This window comes from Fictibacillus sp. 5RED26 (assembly GCF_015903895.1).
GTDB classification, from domain to species: domain Bacteria; phylum Bacillota; class Bacilli; order Bacillales; family Fictibacillaceae; genus Fictibacillus; species Fictibacillus phosphorivorans.
On sequence record NZ_JACZDU010000001.1, the window covers coordinates 1360477 to 1379814 of the forward strand.

General features: G+C 38.6%; 13 protein-coding genes and 1 riboswitch. Of the genes, 12 read left to right on the forward strand and 1 reads right to left on the reverse strand.

The genetic code is table 11. From position 1 onward, the window contains the following. The first annotated feature begins 162 nt into the window (after positions 1 to 162). The 5 genes from IHV10_RS07125 to IHV10_RS07145 all read left to right on the forward strand — a co-directional run bounded on the left by IHV10_RS07125 (position 163) and on the right by IHV10_RS07145 (position 7209). The gene (locus IHV10_RS07125) at positions 163 to 1368 is read left to right on the forward strand and encodes a GTP-binding protein (protein WP_197127919.1); all 1206 of its coding nucleotides are present in this window, start codon (positions 163 to 165) and stop codon (positions 1366 to 1368) included. 181 nt (positions 1369 to 1549) lie between these two features. Beyond that, a complete protein-coding gene (locus IHV10_RS07130) occupies positions 1550 to 2290 on the forward strand; it encodes a CBS domain-containing protein (protein WP_197127920.1) in 741 nt (246 codons plus the stop codon). A 114-nt stretch (positions 2291 to 2404) separates the two neighbouring features. Beyond that, positions 2405 to 5389 carry a formate dehydrogenase subunit alpha gene (fdhF, locus tag IHV10_RS07135; protein WP_197127921.1) on the forward strand — a complete coding sequence of 995 codons (2985 nt, stop codon included), beginning with the start codon at positions 2405 to 2407 and terminating at the stop codon, positions 5387 to 5389. Continuing rightward, entirely contained in the window at positions 5382 to 5927 is a 546-nt protein-coding gene (locus IHV10_RS07140; protein ID WP_197127922.1) for a DUF1641 domain-containing protein, read from the forward strand. The genes fdhF and IHV10_RS07140 overlap by 8 nt, the downstream gene beginning before the upstream one ends. A gap of 22 nt (positions 5928 to 5949) precedes the next feature. Then, a complete protein-coding gene (locus IHV10_RS07145; protein ID WP_197127923.1) occupies positions 5950 to 7209 on the forward strand; it encodes an L-lactate MFS transporter in 1260 nt (419 codons plus the stop codon). A gap of 124 nt (positions 7210 to 7333) precedes the next feature. On the opposite strand, the gene IHV10_RS07150 is transcribed toward IHV10_RS07145, so the two are convergent. Next, positions 7334 to 8236 (reverse strand): LysR family transcriptional regulator, encoded by a 903-nt coding sequence (locus tag IHV10_RS07150; protein WP_197127924.1) that lies wholly within the window; start codon positions 8234 to 8236, stop codon positions 7334 to 7336. A gap of 139 nt (positions 8237 to 8375) precedes the next feature. On the opposite strand from IHV10_RS07150, the gene gltB reads away from it, so the two are divergent. From gltB to IHV10_RS07185, 7 genes are all read left to right on the forward strand, one after another. After that, entirely contained in the window at positions 8376 to 12932 is a 4557-nt protein-coding gene (gene gltB / locus IHV10_RS07155; protein ID WP_197127925.1) for a glutamate synthase large subunit, read from the forward strand. A gap of 25 nt (positions 12933 to 12957) precedes the next feature. Further along, a complete protein-coding gene (locus IHV10_RS07160; protein ID WP_197127926.1) occupies positions 12958 to 14436 on the forward strand; it encodes a glutamate synthase subunit beta in 1479 nt (492 codons plus the stop codon). 105 nt (positions 14437 to 14541) lie between these two features. After that, complete coding sequence (locus tag IHV10_RS07165; protein WP_137789468.1) at positions 14542 to 15471, forward strand: manganese-dependent inorganic pyrophosphatase; 930 nt, start codon at positions 14542 to 14544, stop codon at positions 15469 to 15471. Between the two features lie 135 nt (positions 15472 to 15606). Then, a riboswitch (TPP riboswitch) is annotated at positions 15607 to 15714 on the forward strand. A gap of 85 nt (positions 15715 to 15799) precedes the next feature. Continuing rightward, positions 15800 to 16504, forward strand: a complete 705-nt coding sequence (tenA, locus tag IHV10_RS07170; RefSeq protein ID WP_197127927.1) for a thiaminase II — start codon at positions 15800 to 15802, stop codon at positions 16502 to 16504. Between the two features lies 1 nt (position 16505). After that, positions 16506 to 17087: an ECF transporter S component gene (locus IHV10_RS07175; protein WP_197127928.1), complete on the forward strand. Its 582-nt coding sequence runs from the start codon at positions 16506 to 16508 to the stop codon at positions 17085 to 17087. 13 nt (positions 17088 to 17100) lie between these two features. Then, entirely contained in the window at positions 17101 to 18552 is a 1452-nt protein-coding gene (locus IHV10_RS07180) for an ABC transporter ATP-binding protein (protein ID WP_197127929.1), read from the forward strand. Further along, positions 18536 to 19333: an energy-coupling factor transporter transmembrane component T family protein gene (locus IHV10_RS07185; protein WP_197127930.1), complete on the forward strand. Its 798-nt coding sequence runs from the start codon at positions 18536 to 18538 to the stop codon at positions 19331 to 19333. The genes IHV10_RS07180 and IHV10_RS07185 overlap by 17 nt, the downstream gene beginning before the upstream one ends. Positions 19334 to 19338: the final 5 nt, after the last annotated feature.

Consider the following 19338-nt stretch of genomic DNA (forward strand, 5'->3'; position numbering starts at 1 on the left):
AAAAAGACGTGTATCGTAGTGAACACACGTCTTTTTTTTTGTGCTTTTTTATTCATAAACATGAGAAAAATAAGAACGTAAGCATTTAAGCCTTGACTTGTTTTGAAACCTGATTTACGATATTAATCGTAATCATTACGATTTAAAAGGAGTTTTTAATACATGTTACATACACTGACAAAACGAGTTCCAGTTACCGTGTTGAGTGGATTTTTAGGAGCAGGTAAAACCACATTAATGAACCATGTCTTATCAAATAGAGACGGATTAAAAGTTGCTGTTATCGTTAATGACATGAGTGAGATCAATATTGATGCTGCATTGATAAAAAATGAGACGCAGTTATCTAGAACAGAAGAAAAACTCGTAGAGATGACAAATGGCTGTATTTGCTGCACCCTAAGAGAGGATCTACTGATAGAAGTAGAAAGAATCGTAAAAAACGGTGATATTGATTATATTCTCATAGAATCAACGGGTATAAGTGAGCCGATTCCAGTTGCACAAACTTTCACTTATCTAGATGAAGAATCAGGTGTAGATCTTGCTTCTCTATGCAAGTTAGATACGATGGTAACAGTAGTTGATGGAAATCGATTCTGGAACGATTTTTCATCCGGAGAAAGCTTATGGGATCGACAAGCAGCATTAGATGAGACCGATAAGAGAGAAGTGGTAGATCTGATAATTGATCAGATAGAATTTTGTGATGTTTTAGTTTTAAATAAGTGTGATCTATTGAAGAAAGAGGACCGAGAAGAACTCAAAAGAGTATTGAAAAAATTACAACCACAAGCAATACTAATTGAAACAGAATTCGGTAAAATAGATCCGAAAGACATTCTATCTACAGGTCTTTTTGATTTCGAGAAGGCAAGTGAATCAGCAGGATGGATGAAAGAGCTTGAAACAGAGCATATTCCAGAAACAGATGAGTACGGTATCTCTTCTTTTGTATACCGAAAGAAAAGACCTTTTCACCCAGCAAGACTTTTTACTTTTTTAGAGAATTGGCCAGCTGAAATTGTTCGAGCAAAAGGATTTATTTGGGTAGCCTCTCGAAACGATTGGGCAATTTTGTTAAGTCAAGCAGGTACGAGTATTATCTTCCAGCCAGCAGGTCAATGGGTGGCAGCACTGAAGAAAGAAGAACAAGAAGAAATAGTAGAAGAAGAAAAGAGTCATAATCCAAACTGGGATGAAGAATATGGTGATCGAATTACTGAACTAGTGTTTATAGGAATTGATTATAACAAAGAACAACTGTTAGAACAGTTAGATCATTGCTTATTAACTGACTTTGAAATGAATAACGAAGATTGGGGTGAGTTTAACGACCCGTTACCTCGTTTTCCTGAAAGTGAATAATATTAACAAACGAATCCATTCTGGGTTCGTTTTTATTCTGCTCAAAACTCTTTAAAGGATTAACAAAATGTTAGCATGAGCACTCTCCATAACTTTACATATTCACTAGAAATTTTAGTTTAAAGTTGTTAAAAAATTGGGTAGTAAAATGGTATTGATAGATAGAAGGAGAGATCGAACTATGAACGTAACTCATATAAAATCTAATACAGAAAACAGTCTTTCTGAACGATTTGAGATCGCCTTTAACCAGATACACAAATGTTTAATCGACAAAGTTAAAGATACGAAAGATGATCGGTTTAAAAACCTGGTGGAAACAGGAATGAAAAAGCATTCTCTTATCAGATCTTTTTATAATGAGCTGGGTCAGTTCGCGAAGCTTAGAAATGCTATAGTCCATGAAAAAGTTGATCATGATTTTTACATTGCTGAACCTCATTTAGAGATCGTAGAGAGAATAGAGAAAATAGCGGGTTATTTTATGAAACCTGAAACAGCGCTGAACATTGCAACAAAAAAGGTCCATCATTTTAAAGAAAGTGACCGTCTTGAAGATGTTTTAAGCTGTATTAGAAAAACATCGTATTCACGTTTTCCTATTTATAATGAAAAAGGAGAGTACCTTTGGCTTTTAACGGCTACATACTTATTGAATTGGTTAACTGACCGGCTGGCCGATCAAGTAATCGATCTAAACAATGCAAGAATATCAGATATTGCAGACAATGAGCAAAAACAGCTGGTTGCTTTTATTTCTAAAACTTCTAGTATCTTTAAAGCTGAAGAGATCTTTGAAAGCATCCATAAGGAAGGGAAAAAGCTTGAGGCAATCATTATTACTTTAAATGGAAGTGAGAATGAAAAGCCATTAGGGATTTTTACTTCTTATGATCTTATTGAGATTGATTTAGATGACTAAACAAGGAGGCACTCATAAAGAGTGTCTCTTTATCTGTCAAGGAATGAAAAAAAGCATTTGTTTAAGGAAATAACGATTAGGGAAACGGATGTTTGAGATGTCGGAATATTTTGCATGTTTATCTTAGGAAAGGGTGATGGTCATTTGAAAGATTTTACGATTAAAATAAACGGAACAAAAAGAAGTGCTAGTAGTGGAGAAACCGTATTAAATCTGCTAGATGGATCTCCAGATCAAATCCCTCATGTTTGTTATCATCCCAGCCTAGGACCAATTGAAACCTGTGATACATGTATCGTTAAAGTGAATGGTGAGTTTGTTAGAGCGTGTTCCACGACAGTTAATAACGGAGATGACATTGATACAAATTCTGATGAGGTAAGAGAAGCTCAAGTGATCGGAATGGATAGAATTCTTTTTAATCATGAGTTATATTGTACAGTTTGTGATTATAACAATGGCGGTTGTGAAGTACATAACACGGTTAAAGAAATGAAGATCAACCACCAGAGCATTCCTTTTGAACATAAGCCATATGAAGTAGATAACTCAAACCCATTTTATAGGTACGATCCTGATCAATGCATATTGTGCGGGCGATGTGTAGAAGCTTGTCAAGATGTACAAGTAACAGAGACACTCACAATAGATTGGGAACGAGAGCGGCCAAGAGTCATTTGGGACAAAGATGTACCGATCAATGAATCTTCATGTGTATCATGTGGTCACTGCTCTACAGTTTGCCCATGTAATGCCATGATGGAAAAAGGCATGGAGGGTGAAACGGGTTATATGACGGGAATTAATCGAGAGACACTCCGTCCGATGATTGAGATCACAAAAGGCGTTGAGACGGGTTATGGATCCATACTGGCTATCTCCGATATGGAAGCTGCGATGAGAGAACAAAGAATAAAGAAAACAAAGACCGTTTGCACTTACTGCGGCGTGGGATGCAGTTTTGATGTGTGGACAAAAGGAAGAGAAATATTAAAAGTAGATCCACAGATTGATGCACCAGCAAACGGGATATCCACGTGTATTAAAGGAAAATTTGGTTGGGATTTCGTTAACAGTGAAGAACGATTGACCAAACCCTTAATTCGTGAAGGTGATGTGTTTAGGGAAGCCACTTGGGACGAAGCGTATAACTTAATCGCTTCTAAATTTACTGAGATTAAGGATAAGAATGGCGCGCAAGCATTAACGTTTATTAGTTCATCTAAATGTACGAATGAAGAATCCTATTTGATGCAAAAGTTGGCACGTAGTGTTATAGGAACAAATAATATCGATAACTGTTCGCGTTATTGTCAGACTCCTGCCACTATGGGACTATTTCGAACTGTAGGTCATGGTGGGGATTCGGGGTCTATTAAGGATATTGAAAAGTCAGAGCTTGTTATCGTGATCGGCTCGAACACATCAGAATCTCATCCCGTCTTGGCGACGCGTGTTAAGCGATCACATAAACTACACAACCAAAAACTAATCGTTGCTGACCTTCGAAAGCATGAGATGGCTGAGCGTGCTGACCTATTTATTCAGCCACGGGCTGGTTCGGATCTCGTGTGGCTCTCTGCCGTTACGAAGTATATTTTGGATGAAGGATTAGCAGATCATGATTTTTTGCAAAACCATGTGAATGGATTAGATGAGTTTAGAGAGAACCTTGAAAAATTCACATTAAAATATGCAGAAAGAGTAACAGGACTTTCTGGAGATATCCTTATCCAGTTAGCGAAAACCATTTCACAATCAAAAAGTGTTTGTGTTCTCTGGGCAATGGGAGTTACTCAACATACGGGAGGAAGTGATACGAGTACCGCCATATCCAATTTACTTTTAGTAACAGGAAACTATGGACGAGAAGGTGTAGGCTCTTATCCATTACGGGGACATAACAATGTTCAAGGAGCCAGTGACTTCGGTAGCATGCCAGATCGTTTTCCATCATATGAGAAAGTGGCAGACATCAAGGTAAGAGAAAAGTATGAGAATGCGTGGAGTGTAAAGATTCCAGAAGATCCGGGTCTTAATAATCATGAAATGGTACAAGGCATCCATGATGGCCATGTAAAAGCGATGTATTTAAAAGGGGAAGACATGGGAATCGTTGACTCAAACATAAACCATGTTCATGCTGCTTATGAGAAACTAGATTTTTTTGTGGTTCAAGATTTATTTCTTACAAGAACTGCTCAGTTTGCTGACGTTGTTCTCCCAGCAAGTCCAAGTCTCGAAAAAGAAGGTACTTTTACAAACACGGAGAGAAGAATACAACGATTGTATCAGGTGCTAGAGCCACTTGGAGATTCTAAACCAGATTGGGAGATAATCCGTGATATTGCAAATCGACTTGGAGCTGGATGGGATTACAAACATCCGAGTGACATTATGGAAGAAGCTGCTCAACTAGCGCCGCTATTTGCCGGAGTATCCTATGAAAGATTAGAAGGGTACAAAAGCCTTCAATGGCCAGTGGCTGAGGACGGAACAGATACACCTATTCTTTTCAAAGATGGATTTCCGTTTGAAGATAAGAAAGCGCGACTTTTTCCAGTAAACTGGACAGAGCCAGTAGAATTCGGTGAAGAATATGATATTCATGTTAACAATGGACGCCTTTTAGAACATTTTCATGAGGGAAATATGACATATCAGTCAGAAGGCATTACATCCAAGACGCCTAACACTTTTCTTGAGATCTCACCTGAACTAGCTGAAGATCGAGGAATAAAGGATGGGACACTAGTAAGATTATCTTCACCGTATGGAAATGTAAAAGTGCATTGTTTAATAACGGATCGTGTTAAAGGTAAAGAAGTATATCTTCCTATGAACGATAGCGGAGAAGCGGCTATTAATCTACTTACGAGCAGTTATTCAGATAAAGATACAGATACACCCGCATACAAAGAGACAAGTGCAAAACTTGAGATCTTGATGGAAGAGGGTGTGAATCCGTTGCCAAAAACAAATTTCAGGTATGGAAACCCACAACCTCAAGTAGGAGTTAACGTAGAGAAGAAATGGGCAAGAAAGGATTATATTTTCCCAGGTGATGCTGTGAAAAAGGAGAGAAATCAACATGGCTAAAGCGATTAAAAACGTTCAAAAACAAACGATAAAAGCTGAAGAGAAACGTTCTAATGACCTCCGAGAAGTAGAAGATGCTCTTATTCAGAACAAGACCGCGATTCTGCAAACACTAGAGATCATGAACCATATGAACGAAAAAGGAATTCTCCCTCTTTTAAATGGTTTGTTCGGACAAGGTGATAAGGTGATGGATATTGCTGTGAAAGCGATGGACAAGCCTGAGAACACAAACACACTAAAGAATCTTCTCTTGCTCTTAGGAACTTTAGGTATGATCAATGTAAAGCAGCTTGAACCTTTCCTACTAAAAATTGATGCAGGGATTGCCCGAGTGGCTGAATACAAAGATACGGATGAAAAAACAAGCTACTTCGATTTAGTACGTTCCCTAAAAGATCCAGAGATCAACAAAGCAGTTACCATTCTCATGCAGTTCTTAAAAGGCATGGGCCAAGAAACAGAACACTATGAAAAAACAACAGGAGACACACCTGAAAAACGGGTGAATCAGAGCAAGGAGAAAACCTTAGAATAAAACGTGTAGAGGAGTAGAACGGATGGCTAAAAAAGTAAAAAACCGTTGGTTGATTGCTGCAGCTGCTGTAGGTATTCACATATCGATCGGGTCTGTCTATTCATGGAGTGTATTCACAAATCCACTCCGAGAAAAACACAATTGGGGGCTAAGTGAAATCTCTTTAACATTTAGTATCGCAATCTTGTTTCTAGGATTATCAGCTGCTTTTATGGGGCATTTTGTTGAACGGCATGGACCTCGTAAATCTGGTATCATAGCCTCAGTTTGTTTTGGTGCCGGTCTATTAGGTTCAGGCTTTGCTGATCAAATAAATTCTATTTATCTGCTCTACTTTTTTTACGGTGCCTTAGGTGGGATAGGACTTGGCATTGGCTATATTACACCTGTCTCTTCACTTGTAAAATGGTTTCCTGATCGGAGAGGATTAGCGACAGGTCTTGCGATTATGGGGTTTGGTTTTGCATCACTTATTGCTAGTCCTGTTATCGCAAGGCTGATATCAGGTATAGGAATTTCGAATACCTTCTACTTATTAGGTGCTGTTTATTTTACAATCATGTTTCTTTCTTCATTATATCTTACACCACCTCCAAAAGATTGGCAGCCACATGGCATGAACGAAAATAGTAAGAAAGAAGAAAGTAACTCAAAAGATCTTGCGCAGTTAACTGCTAATGAAGCGGTTAAGACGATTCGTTTTTGGGCTTTATGGGGAATGTTATTCATAAATGTTACATGTGGTATCGCCATTATTTCTGTAGCATCTCCAATGGCACAAGATATTGCAAATCTAAGTGCTGCCTCAGCAGCCACGATGGTTGGAATCATGGGGTTGTTTAACGGTTTTGGCAGAATTGGTTGGGCGTCGATTTCAGATTATATCGGTCGCCCGAACGTTTACACCACGTTTTTCTTGATACAAACGGTAGCGTTCGTTCTTTTACCGAATGTTACGAATGCCTTTTTATTTCAGTTACTTCTATATTTAATCCTTACCTGTTATGGTGGAGGTTTTGCTTCCATACCAGCATATATTGGTGATCTGTTTGGCACGAAGCAGCTTGGGGCCATTCATGGCTATATTTTAACCGCATGGGCAGCGGCAGGACTAGTAGGTCCTTTAGTTGTTTCGTGGATACGTGAATCTACTAACAGTTATTCCTTGACTCTGTATATCTTTACAGGTGCCTTTGTCGTAGCGCTTGCCATCTCGCTGCTTATTCGCATCAACATTCGGAACATTAGAAAAGAAAACAGTCAATCTCATGTAGCTAGTTGATGTTAAAAGAATAAGATTTAGAAAAAGCTTGGCACTTTTTTGCCAAGCTTTTTGTGATAAATTTTTTATTTATTTATCAAGAGAAACTAAGCTCTAATTCTCAACTTCTAGATATAGCATAAATCTATTGATATTGCTCTAAAACAGAGAAGAACTTAATCACAAATTCAAAGAACACTTGTTCAGCAGGAGCTAGTTCACGACTGCGAGGCGTAATGATTCCCACCGTGCGTTTTACATCTGGTATGTCAATCGGTATCTTCACTGTATAACGTGGTTTCGTTTCATAAAAGGAACTATCGGGTAAAAGGGTAACACCCATACCAGCTGTAACTAGCCCTTTTATCGCATCTAGATCTTCACCCTCACATGCGATCTTAGGAACGAAGCCTGATTCTTTGCAAGCATTAACTACTACATCTCGTAAAATATACCCATCCGGAAATAGAACAAATTCATCATTTCGTAAATCGCTCAATAATAAACTTCGTTTTTCGGCTAAAAGGTGCTGTTCGGGTAATAGTGCTGATATTCTTTCAGTAAAAAGAATATGTCCTTCCAAATCAGGATCGTTTGTAGGTACTGGTCCTAAAAAAGCGAGATCAATATCACCGCTCTTAACACTTTCTGTAAGAAATCTGTAAGACCCTTGCCTTAAATGGAAGGCGATATTGGGATGTTCCCGTTTAAAGGCTGAAACGACTGTTGGCAGAAGGTGTCCTGCAAGACTAGTAGGGAATCCAATCTTAATCGTCCCTCTTTCGGGATCTAAGTACTCATCAATTTGTTTTTTTGCATGGTCTATCGCTTTCATTGCAGTTTTTGCATGAATTAAGAATAACTTCCCAACAGGAGAGAGTTTAATATTTCTACCTTCTCTTTCAAACAACTCTACGCCTAATTCGGATTCTAAATTTGCGATCTGTCGACTTACTGCAGATTGCGCAACATGCAAAGCAATCGCTGCTTCCGAAACATGTTCTCGTTCTGCAACTTCAATAAAATACTGTAATTGTCTGATTTCCATGCCTTGTCACAACCAATCATTCTCAATTTGAGATCGTTTTAATCTAAATTATATATTGTTTCGATTAATTATAAAACCTAAACTAAATGAAAGAAAGTTTCGAATATTTCAAGTTGAAAAACTTAAGGGGGAGTTCAAAATGACCTTTAGTCAATTTCCAGAACCACAAGGTTTATATAATCCGAAGAACGAACATGACGCTTGTGGAATTGGTCTATATGCTCATTTAAAAGGGCATGCTACCCATGAAATTGTTGAAAAAGGACTTCATATGCTATGCCAGCTTGACCACCGTGGAGGACAAGGAAGTGATCCTTTAACGGGAGATGGAGCCGGCTTAATGACGAAGATACCGCATGATTTTTTTACAAAGGTTACTGACTTTGATCTTCCTGAAAAAGGACGGTATGGTGTAGGGATGATCTTTTTCCCTAACGATATAGCAGCTCAACAGAAATTAGAAAATCAAATCAACCATTTTATTAATCAAGAAGGCCAAAAACTTTTAGGCTGGAGAACAGTACCTGTAAATGTTGAAACGATCGGAAAAAAGGCTCAAGAAACTTGCCCTTTAATTAAACAAGTTTTTGTCGCTTGTAATGATACTTATTCTGAAGATTTAGCTTTTGAAAGAAAATTATTTGTGATAAGAAAACAAGCAGAGCATTGGGCAAGAGAAGAAGGACTTCAAACGTATTTTGCAAGTTTATCTTCACAAACCATCGTTTATAAGGGGCTTTTAACACCTGAACAAGTAGATGCCTTTTATTACGATCTACAAGATACGGATTTTGTGTCTCCATTCGCTTTAGTGCATTCCCGTTTTAGCACAAATACGTTTCCGACGTGGGAACGTGCTCATCCGAATCGATACATTATCCATAACGGAGAAATCAACACCCTACAAGGCAACATGAACTGGATGAAGGCACGAGAGAAACAATTTGTTTCAGAAGCATTTGGGGAAGATATCGAAAAACTGCTTCCTATTCTTGATGCAGATGGCAGTGATTCTTCGATCCTTGATCAAGCCTTTGAATTTTTTGTACTGGCTGGGAGAAAACCTTCACATACGGCGATGATGCTTATCCCAGAACCATGGAGTGAGAACCCTCATCTAGAAGAAGAGAGAAAAGCTTTTTATGAGTATCATAGTTGTTTGATGGAGCCATGGGATGGACCGACAGCAATCTCGTTTACAGACGGTAAACAAATTGGCGCGATACTCGATCGAAATGGTCTTCGTCCAGCGAGGTATTATGTAACGAAGGATGATTATATTATCTTCTCTTCTGAGGTTGGAGTTATTGATGTTGAAGAAGAGAATGTTCTTTATAAAGAGCGACTAAGTCCTGGTAGAATGCTTTTGATTGATCTCGAAGAAGGACGTATCATCACGGACAATGAGATCAAAACAGAAATGGCGAGTAAGGAACCATACGAACTATGGCTTACAAATGGGCTTCATCACCTAGATCAAGATAGCGAAGAGACGGAGATCATAGTAGAAAATGTAAGAAGGAAGCAAAGAGCTTTTGGATATACGTATGAAGATATTCATAAATATTTAATTCCTGTCATTACTGAAGGAAAAGATCCGATTGGTTCTATGGGTAATGATACACCTTTAGCAGTTCTGTCCGATAATCCTCAATCACTATTCAATTATTTCAAGCAGCTCTTTGCGCAAGTTACGAATCCGCCGATCGATGCTATTCGTGAGAAGATTGTTACTTCAACGATGACGCTGCTTGGGGCTGAAGGAAATCTCTTACATCCAGGACCGCAGAATGCTAAAAGAATACAATTGAATTCTCCTGTGTTAACAACGAATGAGTTTAAACAAATCACAGACAACTTGATTTATGAATTCAAAACAACTGTTCTACAGACTTTATTTTCGGAAGATTTGGAACTCGGTTTAATAAACTTGTTTAAAAGTGCAGAAGAAGCGATACAAGATGGAGCAACTTTATTAGTTTTGTCAGACAGAGAAATGAGTGAATCTTCTATTCCGATTCCTGTCTTACTTGCTGTTAGTTCTCTACATCATCATCTCGTAAAAGAAGGATTGCGCACCAAAGTAAGTTTGGTGGTTGAATCAGGTGAAGTTAGAGAAGTTCATCATTTTGCAGCGCTCATTGGATACGGTGCAGATGCTATCTATCCATATTTAACTTATAAAACATTTGAAGAAGCGATTCTTGATGAACATATTAAACTTTCGTTATCAGAGACTATCAAAACCTATAAACAAGGAATAACAGATGGCATCGTTAAAGTGATGTCAAAAATGGGTATTTCAACCGTTCAAAGCTATAGAGGCGCTCAAATTTTTGAAGCAGTCGGAATCGGCAAAGAAGTGATCGATCGATATTTTCCAGCTACGGCTTCTCAAATCGATGGAATCACGTTAGCTGAGATTGAAAAAGAAGCTACCCTTAGACATCAACAAGGCTTTAAAGAGACCATTGATGACACTTTAGATTCAGGTAGTGACTTTCAATGGAGGAATACTGGTGAACATCATGCTTTTAATCCAAAAACGATTCATACCCTTCAATGGGCTTGTCGGAAGAATGATTATTCACTTTTTAAAACGTTTTCAAAATTGGCAGATGACGAGAGAACAACTTTCTTAAGAAACTTATTCTCATTTGCTCCTGAAACAAAATCTATACCACTCCATGAAGTTGAACCTGTAGAAGAGATTGTAAAGCGCTTCAAAACTGGTGCTATGTCTTTCGGTTCTCTCAGTCGAGAAGCACATGAGTCTCTTGCTATAGCAATGAACCGTCTAGGCGGAAAAAGCAATAGTGGTGAAGGCGGAGAAGATCCAGCGCGTTTTGTTCCAGATGAACTTGGCAATAACCGAAGAAGCAGCATTAAACAAGTTGCTTCAGGTAGATTCGGTGTAAAAAGCCACTATCTTGTAAATGCAGATGAACTGCAGATCAAGATGGCACAAGGAGCTAAACCAGGTGAAGGTGGACAATTGCCTGGCAATAAGGTCTATCCTTGGGTAGCAGATGTTCGTGGATCAACGCCAGGAGTAGGTCTGATCTCCCCGCCGCCACATCATGATATCTATTCGATCGAGGATATGGCCCAATTGATCCATGACCTTAAGAACGCTAATCGCGAAGCAAGAATTAGTGTTAAGCTTGTGGCGAAATCCGGTGTTGGAACGATAGCTGCCGGTGTTGCAAAAGGCGCAGCTGATGTAATCGTTATCAGTGGTTATGACGGTGGAACTGGAGCTTCACCGAAGACAAGTATCAAACATACTGGACTTCCTTGGGAGTTAGGACTTGCTGAAACACATCAAACGTTGATGCTTAATGGACTTCGAGAACGTGTAACCCTCGAGACAGACGGGAAGCTGATGACAGGTAAAGATGTTGTGCTTGCTGCATTGTTAGGCGCTGAGGAATATGGTTTTGCTACAGCACCACTCGTTGTATTAGGTTGTATCATGATGCGTGCTTGCCATCTTGATACATGTCCAGTAGGTGTAGCTACACAGAATCCTGAATTAAGAAAAAAATATATGGGTGACCCTGATCATGTTGTCAATTACATGAGATTCGTGGCTGAAGAAATTCGTGAGATCATGGCTGAACTCGGTTTCCGTACGATGGAAGAAATGGTCGGGCGCACTGACGTTTTAACAGTTGGAGATCGTGCGAAAAATCACTGGAAAGCGAAGCATCTCGACTTATCAAAGCTTCTTTATCAAGCAGACGGTATTCGTACGAAACAGACTTCTCAAAATCATAAGATTGATCAATCACTCGATATGAATGAGATCTTACCGAAACTGCAGTCTGCCTTAGAAACGAAGAAGGCTGTTTCATTCAACCTTCCAATTAAGAACACGAATCGTGTAGCAGGTACGATTGCTGGTAGTGAAATAACGAAACGATTTGGTGAAGAAGGTCTTGCTGAAGATACTGTAACGCTTAACTTTACCGGATCTGCTGGACAAAGCTTTGGAGCATTCGTGCCACGAGGCATGACTCTCTATCTGAACGGTGACAGTAATGACTATTTCGGAAAAGGCTTATCAGGAGGCAAATTGATTGTTGCACCTCCTAAAATGGCTGAATATTTAGCTGATGATAATGTCATCTTAGGAAATGTTGCTTTTTATGGAGCAACGAGTGGTGAAGCTTACATTAACGGCTTAGCTGGAGAAAGATTTGCAGTTAGAAACAGTGGGGCTAACATTGTTGTCGAAGGAATCGGAGACCATGGCTGTGAATATATGACTGGTGGTCGAGTAGTTGTCCTTGGAGATGTTGGAAAGAATTTTGGAGCAGGTATGAGTGGAGGTATCGCTTATATCTACACACATCAGCCCCTTTTATTAAAACAATTGTGCAACAAAGAAGGTATTGAGTTTGAGAGATTAATGGATTCTGAAGAAACAGAAACAGTCAAGCAGATGATTATTAATCATTTTTCATACACTCAAAGTAAAAAAGCTTCAGCAATCCTTCAAAACTGGAAAGTAGAACAGTCACATTTTGTGAAAATCATTCCACATGATTACAAAGAAATGATTAAGAAAATAGAAGAAGAGAAAATAGCTGGATATTCCGAAGATGAAGCGATTATGAACGCTTTTGAAGCAGGTTCAAGCGCAGCGAAAGCAAGTGGCAGACCTGGACCGACAAAATTAATCCTGAAATAAATTGAGATGAGAGGAGAGATTTTACATGGGAAAACCAACCGGATTTTTGGAATACCCGAGAGAAGAAACGATAGAGAGAAAGCCTCTCCAACGTCTTAAAGATTGGAAAGAGTATACAAAAAAACAACCAGAAGATATGTTGAAAAGGCAAGGCGCTAGATGCATGGATTGTGGTACACCTTTTTGTCATATTGGTATCGAGATTAATGGGGCTGCTGCAGGCTGCCCTATTAACAATCTGATACCTGAGTGGAATGATCTGGTTTATCGTGGAAAATGGAAAGAAGCGCTTGACCGTTTGATGAAAACAAACAATTTTCCTGAATTCACAGGACGGGTTTGTCCTGCTCCTTGTGAAGGATCATGTACAGTTGAATTAGCTGGACCTGCTGTAACCATAAAGAACATTGAAAAAGCAATTATTGATAAAGGGTTTGAAAACGGCTGGATCCAACCTAGGATTCCAGAAAGAAGAACAGGAAAAAAAGTCGCTATTGTAGGTTCAGGACCAGCTGGGCTTGCTGCTGCTGACCAGCTGAACCAAGCGGGTCATTCTGTTACCGTTTATGAAAGAGCAGACAAAGCCGGCGGATTGTTAACGTATGGAATTCCTAACATGAAGTTGGATAAAGATGTTGTGGAAAGAAGAATCAAATTATTAAGACAAGAGGGTATTGATTTTATTCTTAACACAGAGGTGGGAAAAGATGTTACCTCTGAGGAACTAAAGAATCAATATGATTCTATAATTCTATGTACAGGTGCACAGAAACAAAGAGATTTAACTCTTCAAGGAAGAGAAGCTGATGGTGTTCATTTTGCTATGAACTATTTAACACAAGCAACGAAGAGGCTGTTGAACATCGAAGTTTCTGAACCACTTATTGATGCAGAAGGTAAAAATGTAATCGTAATTGGTGGTGGCGATACTGGTGCTGACTGTGTGGCAACGGCTCTTCGACAAAAGTGTAAGAGTGTAGTTCAATTTGGTAAGCACCCTAAGCTTCCTGATGTGCGCAGTGATGCAAACATGTGGCCAGAGCAACCTAACATTTTCACAATGGATTATGCCTATGAAGAAGCTACTGCTCAATACGGACATGATCCAAGAGAGTACTCCGTTCAAACGAAAAAAATCGTATCAGATCATAATGGTCGATTAAAAGAACTTCATACGATTCAGATGAAAAGAACATCAGATGATGCAGGAAATATGGTTTTTGAAGAAATTCCTGGATCTGAAAAAATCTGGCCAGCTGATCTAGTTTTCATCGCGATCGGTTTTGAGGGTACAGAACTGCCAGTCTTAAAAGAATTTGGTGTTGAAGTCAAACATAACAAAGTAGTTGCTAAACATGGTGACTATAGAACAAATGTAGATGGAGTATTTGCAGCAGGTGATTCTAGACGTGGTCAAAGTTTAATCGTTTGGGCGATCCAAGAAGGACGTGATTGTGCACGTCAAGTGGATCTATCGTTGATGGGAAGTACGGTTTTGCCTTAATACTTTTTTCCATGCTACAATAAACTCCAAAAGCCAAAAGCTTTTTATATATGATAAAATAGGGCTTAGGCTAAAACAATTCTTTTATTTATAAGGAGTAGACGCATGGAAAAAGTACTTATTTTTGGACACAAAAATCCAGATACTGACACGATTACATCAGCTCTGGTTTACGCTGACTTGAAAACTAAATTAGGACAAAACGTAGAAGCTATTCGCCTAGGTGAGATCAATGGTGAAACACAATATGCATTAGATTATTTTAAAGCTGAACTTCCGCGTTTAGTTGAACATGTCTCTGCTGAAGCAAACGCGGTAATCTTAGTTGACCATAATGAACGTCAACAAAGTGCAAATGACATTGACAAAGTAAGAGTATTAGAAGTTATTGACCATCATCGTATCGCGAATTTTGAAACAAGCGATCCTTTATACTATCGTGCTGAACCTGTTGGCTGTACAGCTACAATCTTAAACAAGATGTACAAAGAGAAAGGCGTTCAAGTTGAGAAGAACATTGCCGGACTTATGCTTTCTGCCATTATTTCTGACTCATTGTTGTTTAAATCACCTACTTGTACAGAAGAAGATGTTGCCGCAGCACGCGAACTTGCTGAAATTGCTGGTGTAGATGCGGAAAAGTACGGTCTAGAAATGCTAAAAGCAGGTGCTGACTTAAGTGATAAATCTGTTGAAGAATTGATTTCACTTGATGCTAAAGAATTTAACATTGGTGAAAATAAAATTGAAGTTGCTCAAGTGAATACGGTTGATGCTAGCGATGTAATGAAACATCAAGAGGATTTAGAATCAGCGATTACGAAAGTGATTGCTGACAAAGGTCTAGACCTGTTCATGTTTGTTGTAACAGATATCTTAACAAATGATTCGACAGCGTTAGCTCTTGGTAAGAGATCACAATCTGTTGAAGAAGCTTATAACGTTAAATTAGAAAACAATACAGCCATCCTTAAAGGTGTTGTTTCTCGTAAAAAACAAATCGTACCTGTTTTAACAGAAGCGATGAGCAAATAAATGAAGATTTTAAAGGGTAATGCCATACTACGGCTTTGCCCTTTTACTTTGTTATACAAAGGTCGTGTTTCTTAAAAATAGTTGACAATCTAAAAGAGACTGCTATCATTTAAGACAGAAACCAACTATATAAAAACGAACCACTAGGGGTGCCTTTTATAAGGCTGAGATCAAAGTGCGACTTTGAGACTCTTAGAACCTGATCTGGATTATACCAGCGTAGGGAAGTGGTGTTGCGGAGTCTTTATTCCTGTTTTGAATTCTCCATATACAACCACTTTCTTAGCTGAGAGTGGTTTTTTTGTTGGATAAAACAAGGAGGATTCATATGAACACATTTACTGATATCTTGCGAGAAAGAGCGGCTTCTATTTGGGAAGCGAACCTTCAACATCCATTTGTGAAGGGAATTGCAGATGGTGACCTTTCTTTAGAACGGTTCAGGTACTATGTATTACAAGATTCGTATTATTTATCTCATTTTGCAAGAATACAAGCGATGGGGGCTGCAAGAGCTGAAGATTTGTATACGACTTCTAGAATGGCAGCACATGCACAAGGTACAAATGACGCGGAGTTAGGACTTCATGAGACATTTATGAAACAGCTTGGAGTGACAGAAGAAGAACTAGCTGATTTTGAACCTGCTCCCACTGCTTACCATTATACATCTCACCTTTACCGAGTTGCAGAGTCTGGAAGTTTGGGAGAAATTATCGCAGCAATTCTGCCTTGTTATTGGATCTATCAAGAGATTGGTGAAACATTCAAAGGGGCGACACCACAAGAATCCATCTATCAAGAGTGGATCGCTGCATATGGCGGTGAATGGTTCACAGAACTTGTACAAGAGCAGATTGATAGACTGAATCAATTGGCTGAAAAAGCAAGCGATGTGGAGAGAAATAAGATGATTCAACATTTCTTGATCAGTTGTCAGTACGAGTATTCCTTCTGGGAGATGGCTTATACATTGGAAAAATGGCCGATTCCATTCAGCCTGACCACGTCGACGATCGGGAGTGAAGGGTAGTATGCAAAAGGGGTTAAAGTTAACGGATATCCTTGTAACAATCGTAATCTCTATCGCATTTGGCATACTGTATAAGATTTGGGGACCTCTATATTATGCCGTAAAACCGTTTGGCCTTCACATCGATCAGTTGATATATGGGATGTGGTTCATGGCGGCGACCGTTGCATTCCTAATCATTCGAAAGCCTGGAGTTGCCCTATTGGCTGAAATTGCTGCTTCTTCAGGAGAATTTTTGATGGGTTCTGAATTTGGACTTGAAGTGTTACTATACGGACTGATTCAAGGATTGTTTGCAGAATTTATCCTATTCGCATTTCGTTATAAACGATTTGACCTTTTCGTCATCTCACTTGCTGCACTAGGTTCATGTGCAGGATCTTTAATCATGGACTTTTACAAAGGATATATCGGTGATCTTTCAACATGGAATCTAACATTATTTATCGTATTTAGAATAATCGGTTCTATCTTGTTTACAGGATTGTTTGCCGTTTCTATTGCAAAAGCTTTAGAGGCTACAGGTGTGACGAATTTAGTACGATCTTCGTCAAAAAAGGATCATGAAGCGTTAGATCAATAACTGAGGTGGTTGGATGACAAGCGTAACTTCTGTGAGAAATCTGAGATTAAAGTTTCCGGGCGAATCAAAAATGCTGTTTAGAGATATGAGTTTGTCTATTAATCGTGGTGAAAAAGTGCTTCTTCTTGGCACCTCCGGATGTGGCAAATCCACATTGTTGCAGGTTCTTTCTGGACTAGTACCACGAACAATTGATATTCCTATGAAATGTGATGACATACAAATCCCTGATCAATGGGGATTTGTATTTCAAGATCCTGATACTCAGTTCTGTATGCCCTATGTTGATGAAGAATTAGCATTTGTTCTTGAGAACTTGGAAGTGCCTCGAGAAGAGATGACCAGCAAGATTTGTTCTTTATTAAAAGAGGTTGGTCTTGAGCTTGAGAACATTCATACACCGATTCAACATCTATCTGGTGGAATGAAGCAACGATTAGCGATTGCATCTGTATTAGCACTGAAACCAGATGTAATATTTTTAGATGAACCGACTGCTTTTATTGATGAAAAGGGTACAGAACAAATTTGGGAAACGGTAAAAAGAATATGGAAAGATAAGACGTTGATCATTGTTGAACATAAAATTGAGAAAATCCTAGATTTCGCTGATCGTCTCATTGTATTTACTCCAGATGGAGAAATTCTAGCTGATGGAAACACTTCAATGGTCTTTACTCATTATAAGGAAAAGATCAAAGAGTTTGGAATTTGGTACCCTGGTGTATGGGATGATTATAAACGAGAACCAATCATGAATAACAAGAAAGAACTTTCAAACACCATGAAGTTACAGATTTTCAAAGGATATCGAAACAAAGAAGTTAAGATCGTGGTAGATCACTTAGTGATCCATTCAGGAGAATGGGTCACTATAATGGGTGAAAACGGAGCAGGAAAGAGTTCATTATTATTGGCTCTGATGCAGCTCATAAAAACATCTGGAGACTATTTTATCAATGATGTACCTATTCGAAAAACGAAAGACATCTCTGGACTTCTTTACCTCGTATTTCAGAACCCTGAATATCAATTTTTAACAAATTCAGTTCACGATGAAATAACCTATGGATTAAAAAATGACCAAGAAATTGAATCCGATGTAAAAGAGATACTCTCTTCTCTCGAGTTGACAAGCAAAAAGGAGCAACATCCTTATCAATTATCTGTTGGTCAGAAGAGACGTCTAAGTGTGGCCACTGCTTTTTTACAAAAACCAAATATTTTACTTCTTGATGAACCAACTTTTGGTCAGGACTCTTTAAACACGTTTAAGATTTTGGAAATGATCGAACAAGAGCGTCAAAAAGGAACGATCATTCTCATGGTCACACATGATCATCATATTACCGAACGTTTTGCAACACGGTTATGGGAGGTACAGAACGGTAGAATTGTAACTGATCTTCAACTCAATAAAGGTGGTAACGTACAGAGGGAGATTCTGCATGAATTCATTATTTAGTGGGAAGTACACTTGGTTACACAGCATAAATCCATCTCTAAAACTACTAACAATATTGGGTCTGTTCATATTAGCCATCAACATTCATTATCTTAACTTCATGGTCGGTTTTTCTTGCGTGATCTTAACATTGTTTATATTCGGTACAGGATATTCTTATAAGCAATTATTCTTATTATCTCTGCCCTTTTTGTTTGTTTTTCTTTCAACGTCTTCATCTATGATTCTATTTGGAAAGGGAGAAACCATCCTATTTAAATGGGCATATGTTCAAATATCAGAGGAGAGTTTGATAAGGGGCATTCACCTAGGGTTTCGAGCTTTATCATTTGCAATGCTTGGATTGATATTTGCTTTAACTACCAAACCAGTTATGCTGTTTTACTCTCTCATGCAACAACTTAAACTGCCACCGAAGTTTGCTTATAGTTTCATGGCGGCCATACGATTGATTCCTATCATGATTGAGGAATACCAGATCATTATGAATGCTCAAAGGGTAAGAGGATTAGAACAAAAGAATCATTTTCTAAAAAGAATGCAAAGGCTTGCGATTCCTTTATTATCACAAAGTATTCGCAGAGCTTATCGAATAGCCGTATCAATGGAAGCAAAACGATTTCAATCAAACAGAAAGAGGACCTTCTATTATGAGGTCGGTTTTTCAAGAAATGATCTAATATTCTTATGCTATTTTCTTGTTCTGATAGGAGTCGCCTATCTTCTTTCTAACCATTTTCCATTCCTACCAAATACGGATGTGAGATATTTATCTGATTGAGAGAC

What these genes read in the sequence shown, in the direction of transcription:
- IHV10_RS07130 (WP_197127920.1), top strand. Translation starts at nt 1,550, where the DNA reads ATGAACGTAACTCATATAAAATCTAATACAGAAAACAGTCTTTCTGAA.
- IHV10_RS07175 (WP_197127928.1), top strand. Translation starts at nt 16,506, where the DNA reads ATGCAAAAGGGGTTAAAGTTAACGGATATCCTTGTAACAATCGTAATC.
- gltB (WP_197127925.1), top strand. Translation starts at nt 8,376, where the DNA reads ATGACCTTTAGTCAATTTCCAGAACCACAAGGTTTATATAATCCGAAG.
- IHV10_RS07160 (WP_197127926.1), top strand. Translation starts at nt 12,958, where the DNA reads ATGGGAAAACCAACCGGATTTTTGGAATACCCGAGAGAAGAAACGATA.
- IHV10_RS07165 (WP_137789468.1), top strand. Translation starts at nt 14,542, where the DNA reads ATGGAAAAAGTACTTATTTTTGGACACAAAAATCCAGATACTGACACG.
- tenA (WP_197127927.1), top strand. Translation starts at nt 15,800, where the DNA reads ATGAACACATTTACTGATATCTTGCGAGAAAGAGCGGCTTCTATTTGG.
- IHV10_RS07125 (WP_197127919.1), top strand. Translation starts at nt 163, where the DNA reads ATGTTACATACACTGACAAAACGAGTTCCAGTTACCGTGTTGAGTGGA.
- IHV10_RS07145 (WP_197127923.1), top strand. Translation starts at nt 5,950, where the DNA reads ATGGCTAAAAAAGTAAAAAACCGTTGGTTGATTGCTGCAGCTGCTGTA.
- IHV10_RS07150 (WP_197127924.1), bottom strand. Translation starts at nt 8,236, where the DNA reads ATGGAAATCAGACAATTACAGTATTTTATTGAAGTTGCAGAACGAGAA.
- IHV10_RS07185 (WP_197127930.1), top strand. Translation starts at nt 18,536, where the DNA reads ATGAATTCATTATTTAGTGGGAAGTACACTTGGTTACACAGCATAAAT.
- fdhF (WP_197127921.1), top strand. Translation starts at nt 2,405, where the DNA reads ATGTTTATCTTAGGAAAGGGTGATGGTCATTTGAAAGATTTTACGATT.
- IHV10_RS07180 (WP_197127929.1), top strand. Translation starts at nt 17,101, where the DNA reads ATGACAAGCGTAACTTCTGTGAGAAATCTGAGATTAAAGTTTCCGGGC.
- IHV10_RS07140 (WP_197127922.1), top strand. Translation starts at nt 5,382, where the DNA reads ATGGCTAAAGCGATTAAAAACGTTCAAAAACAAACGATAAAAGCTGAA.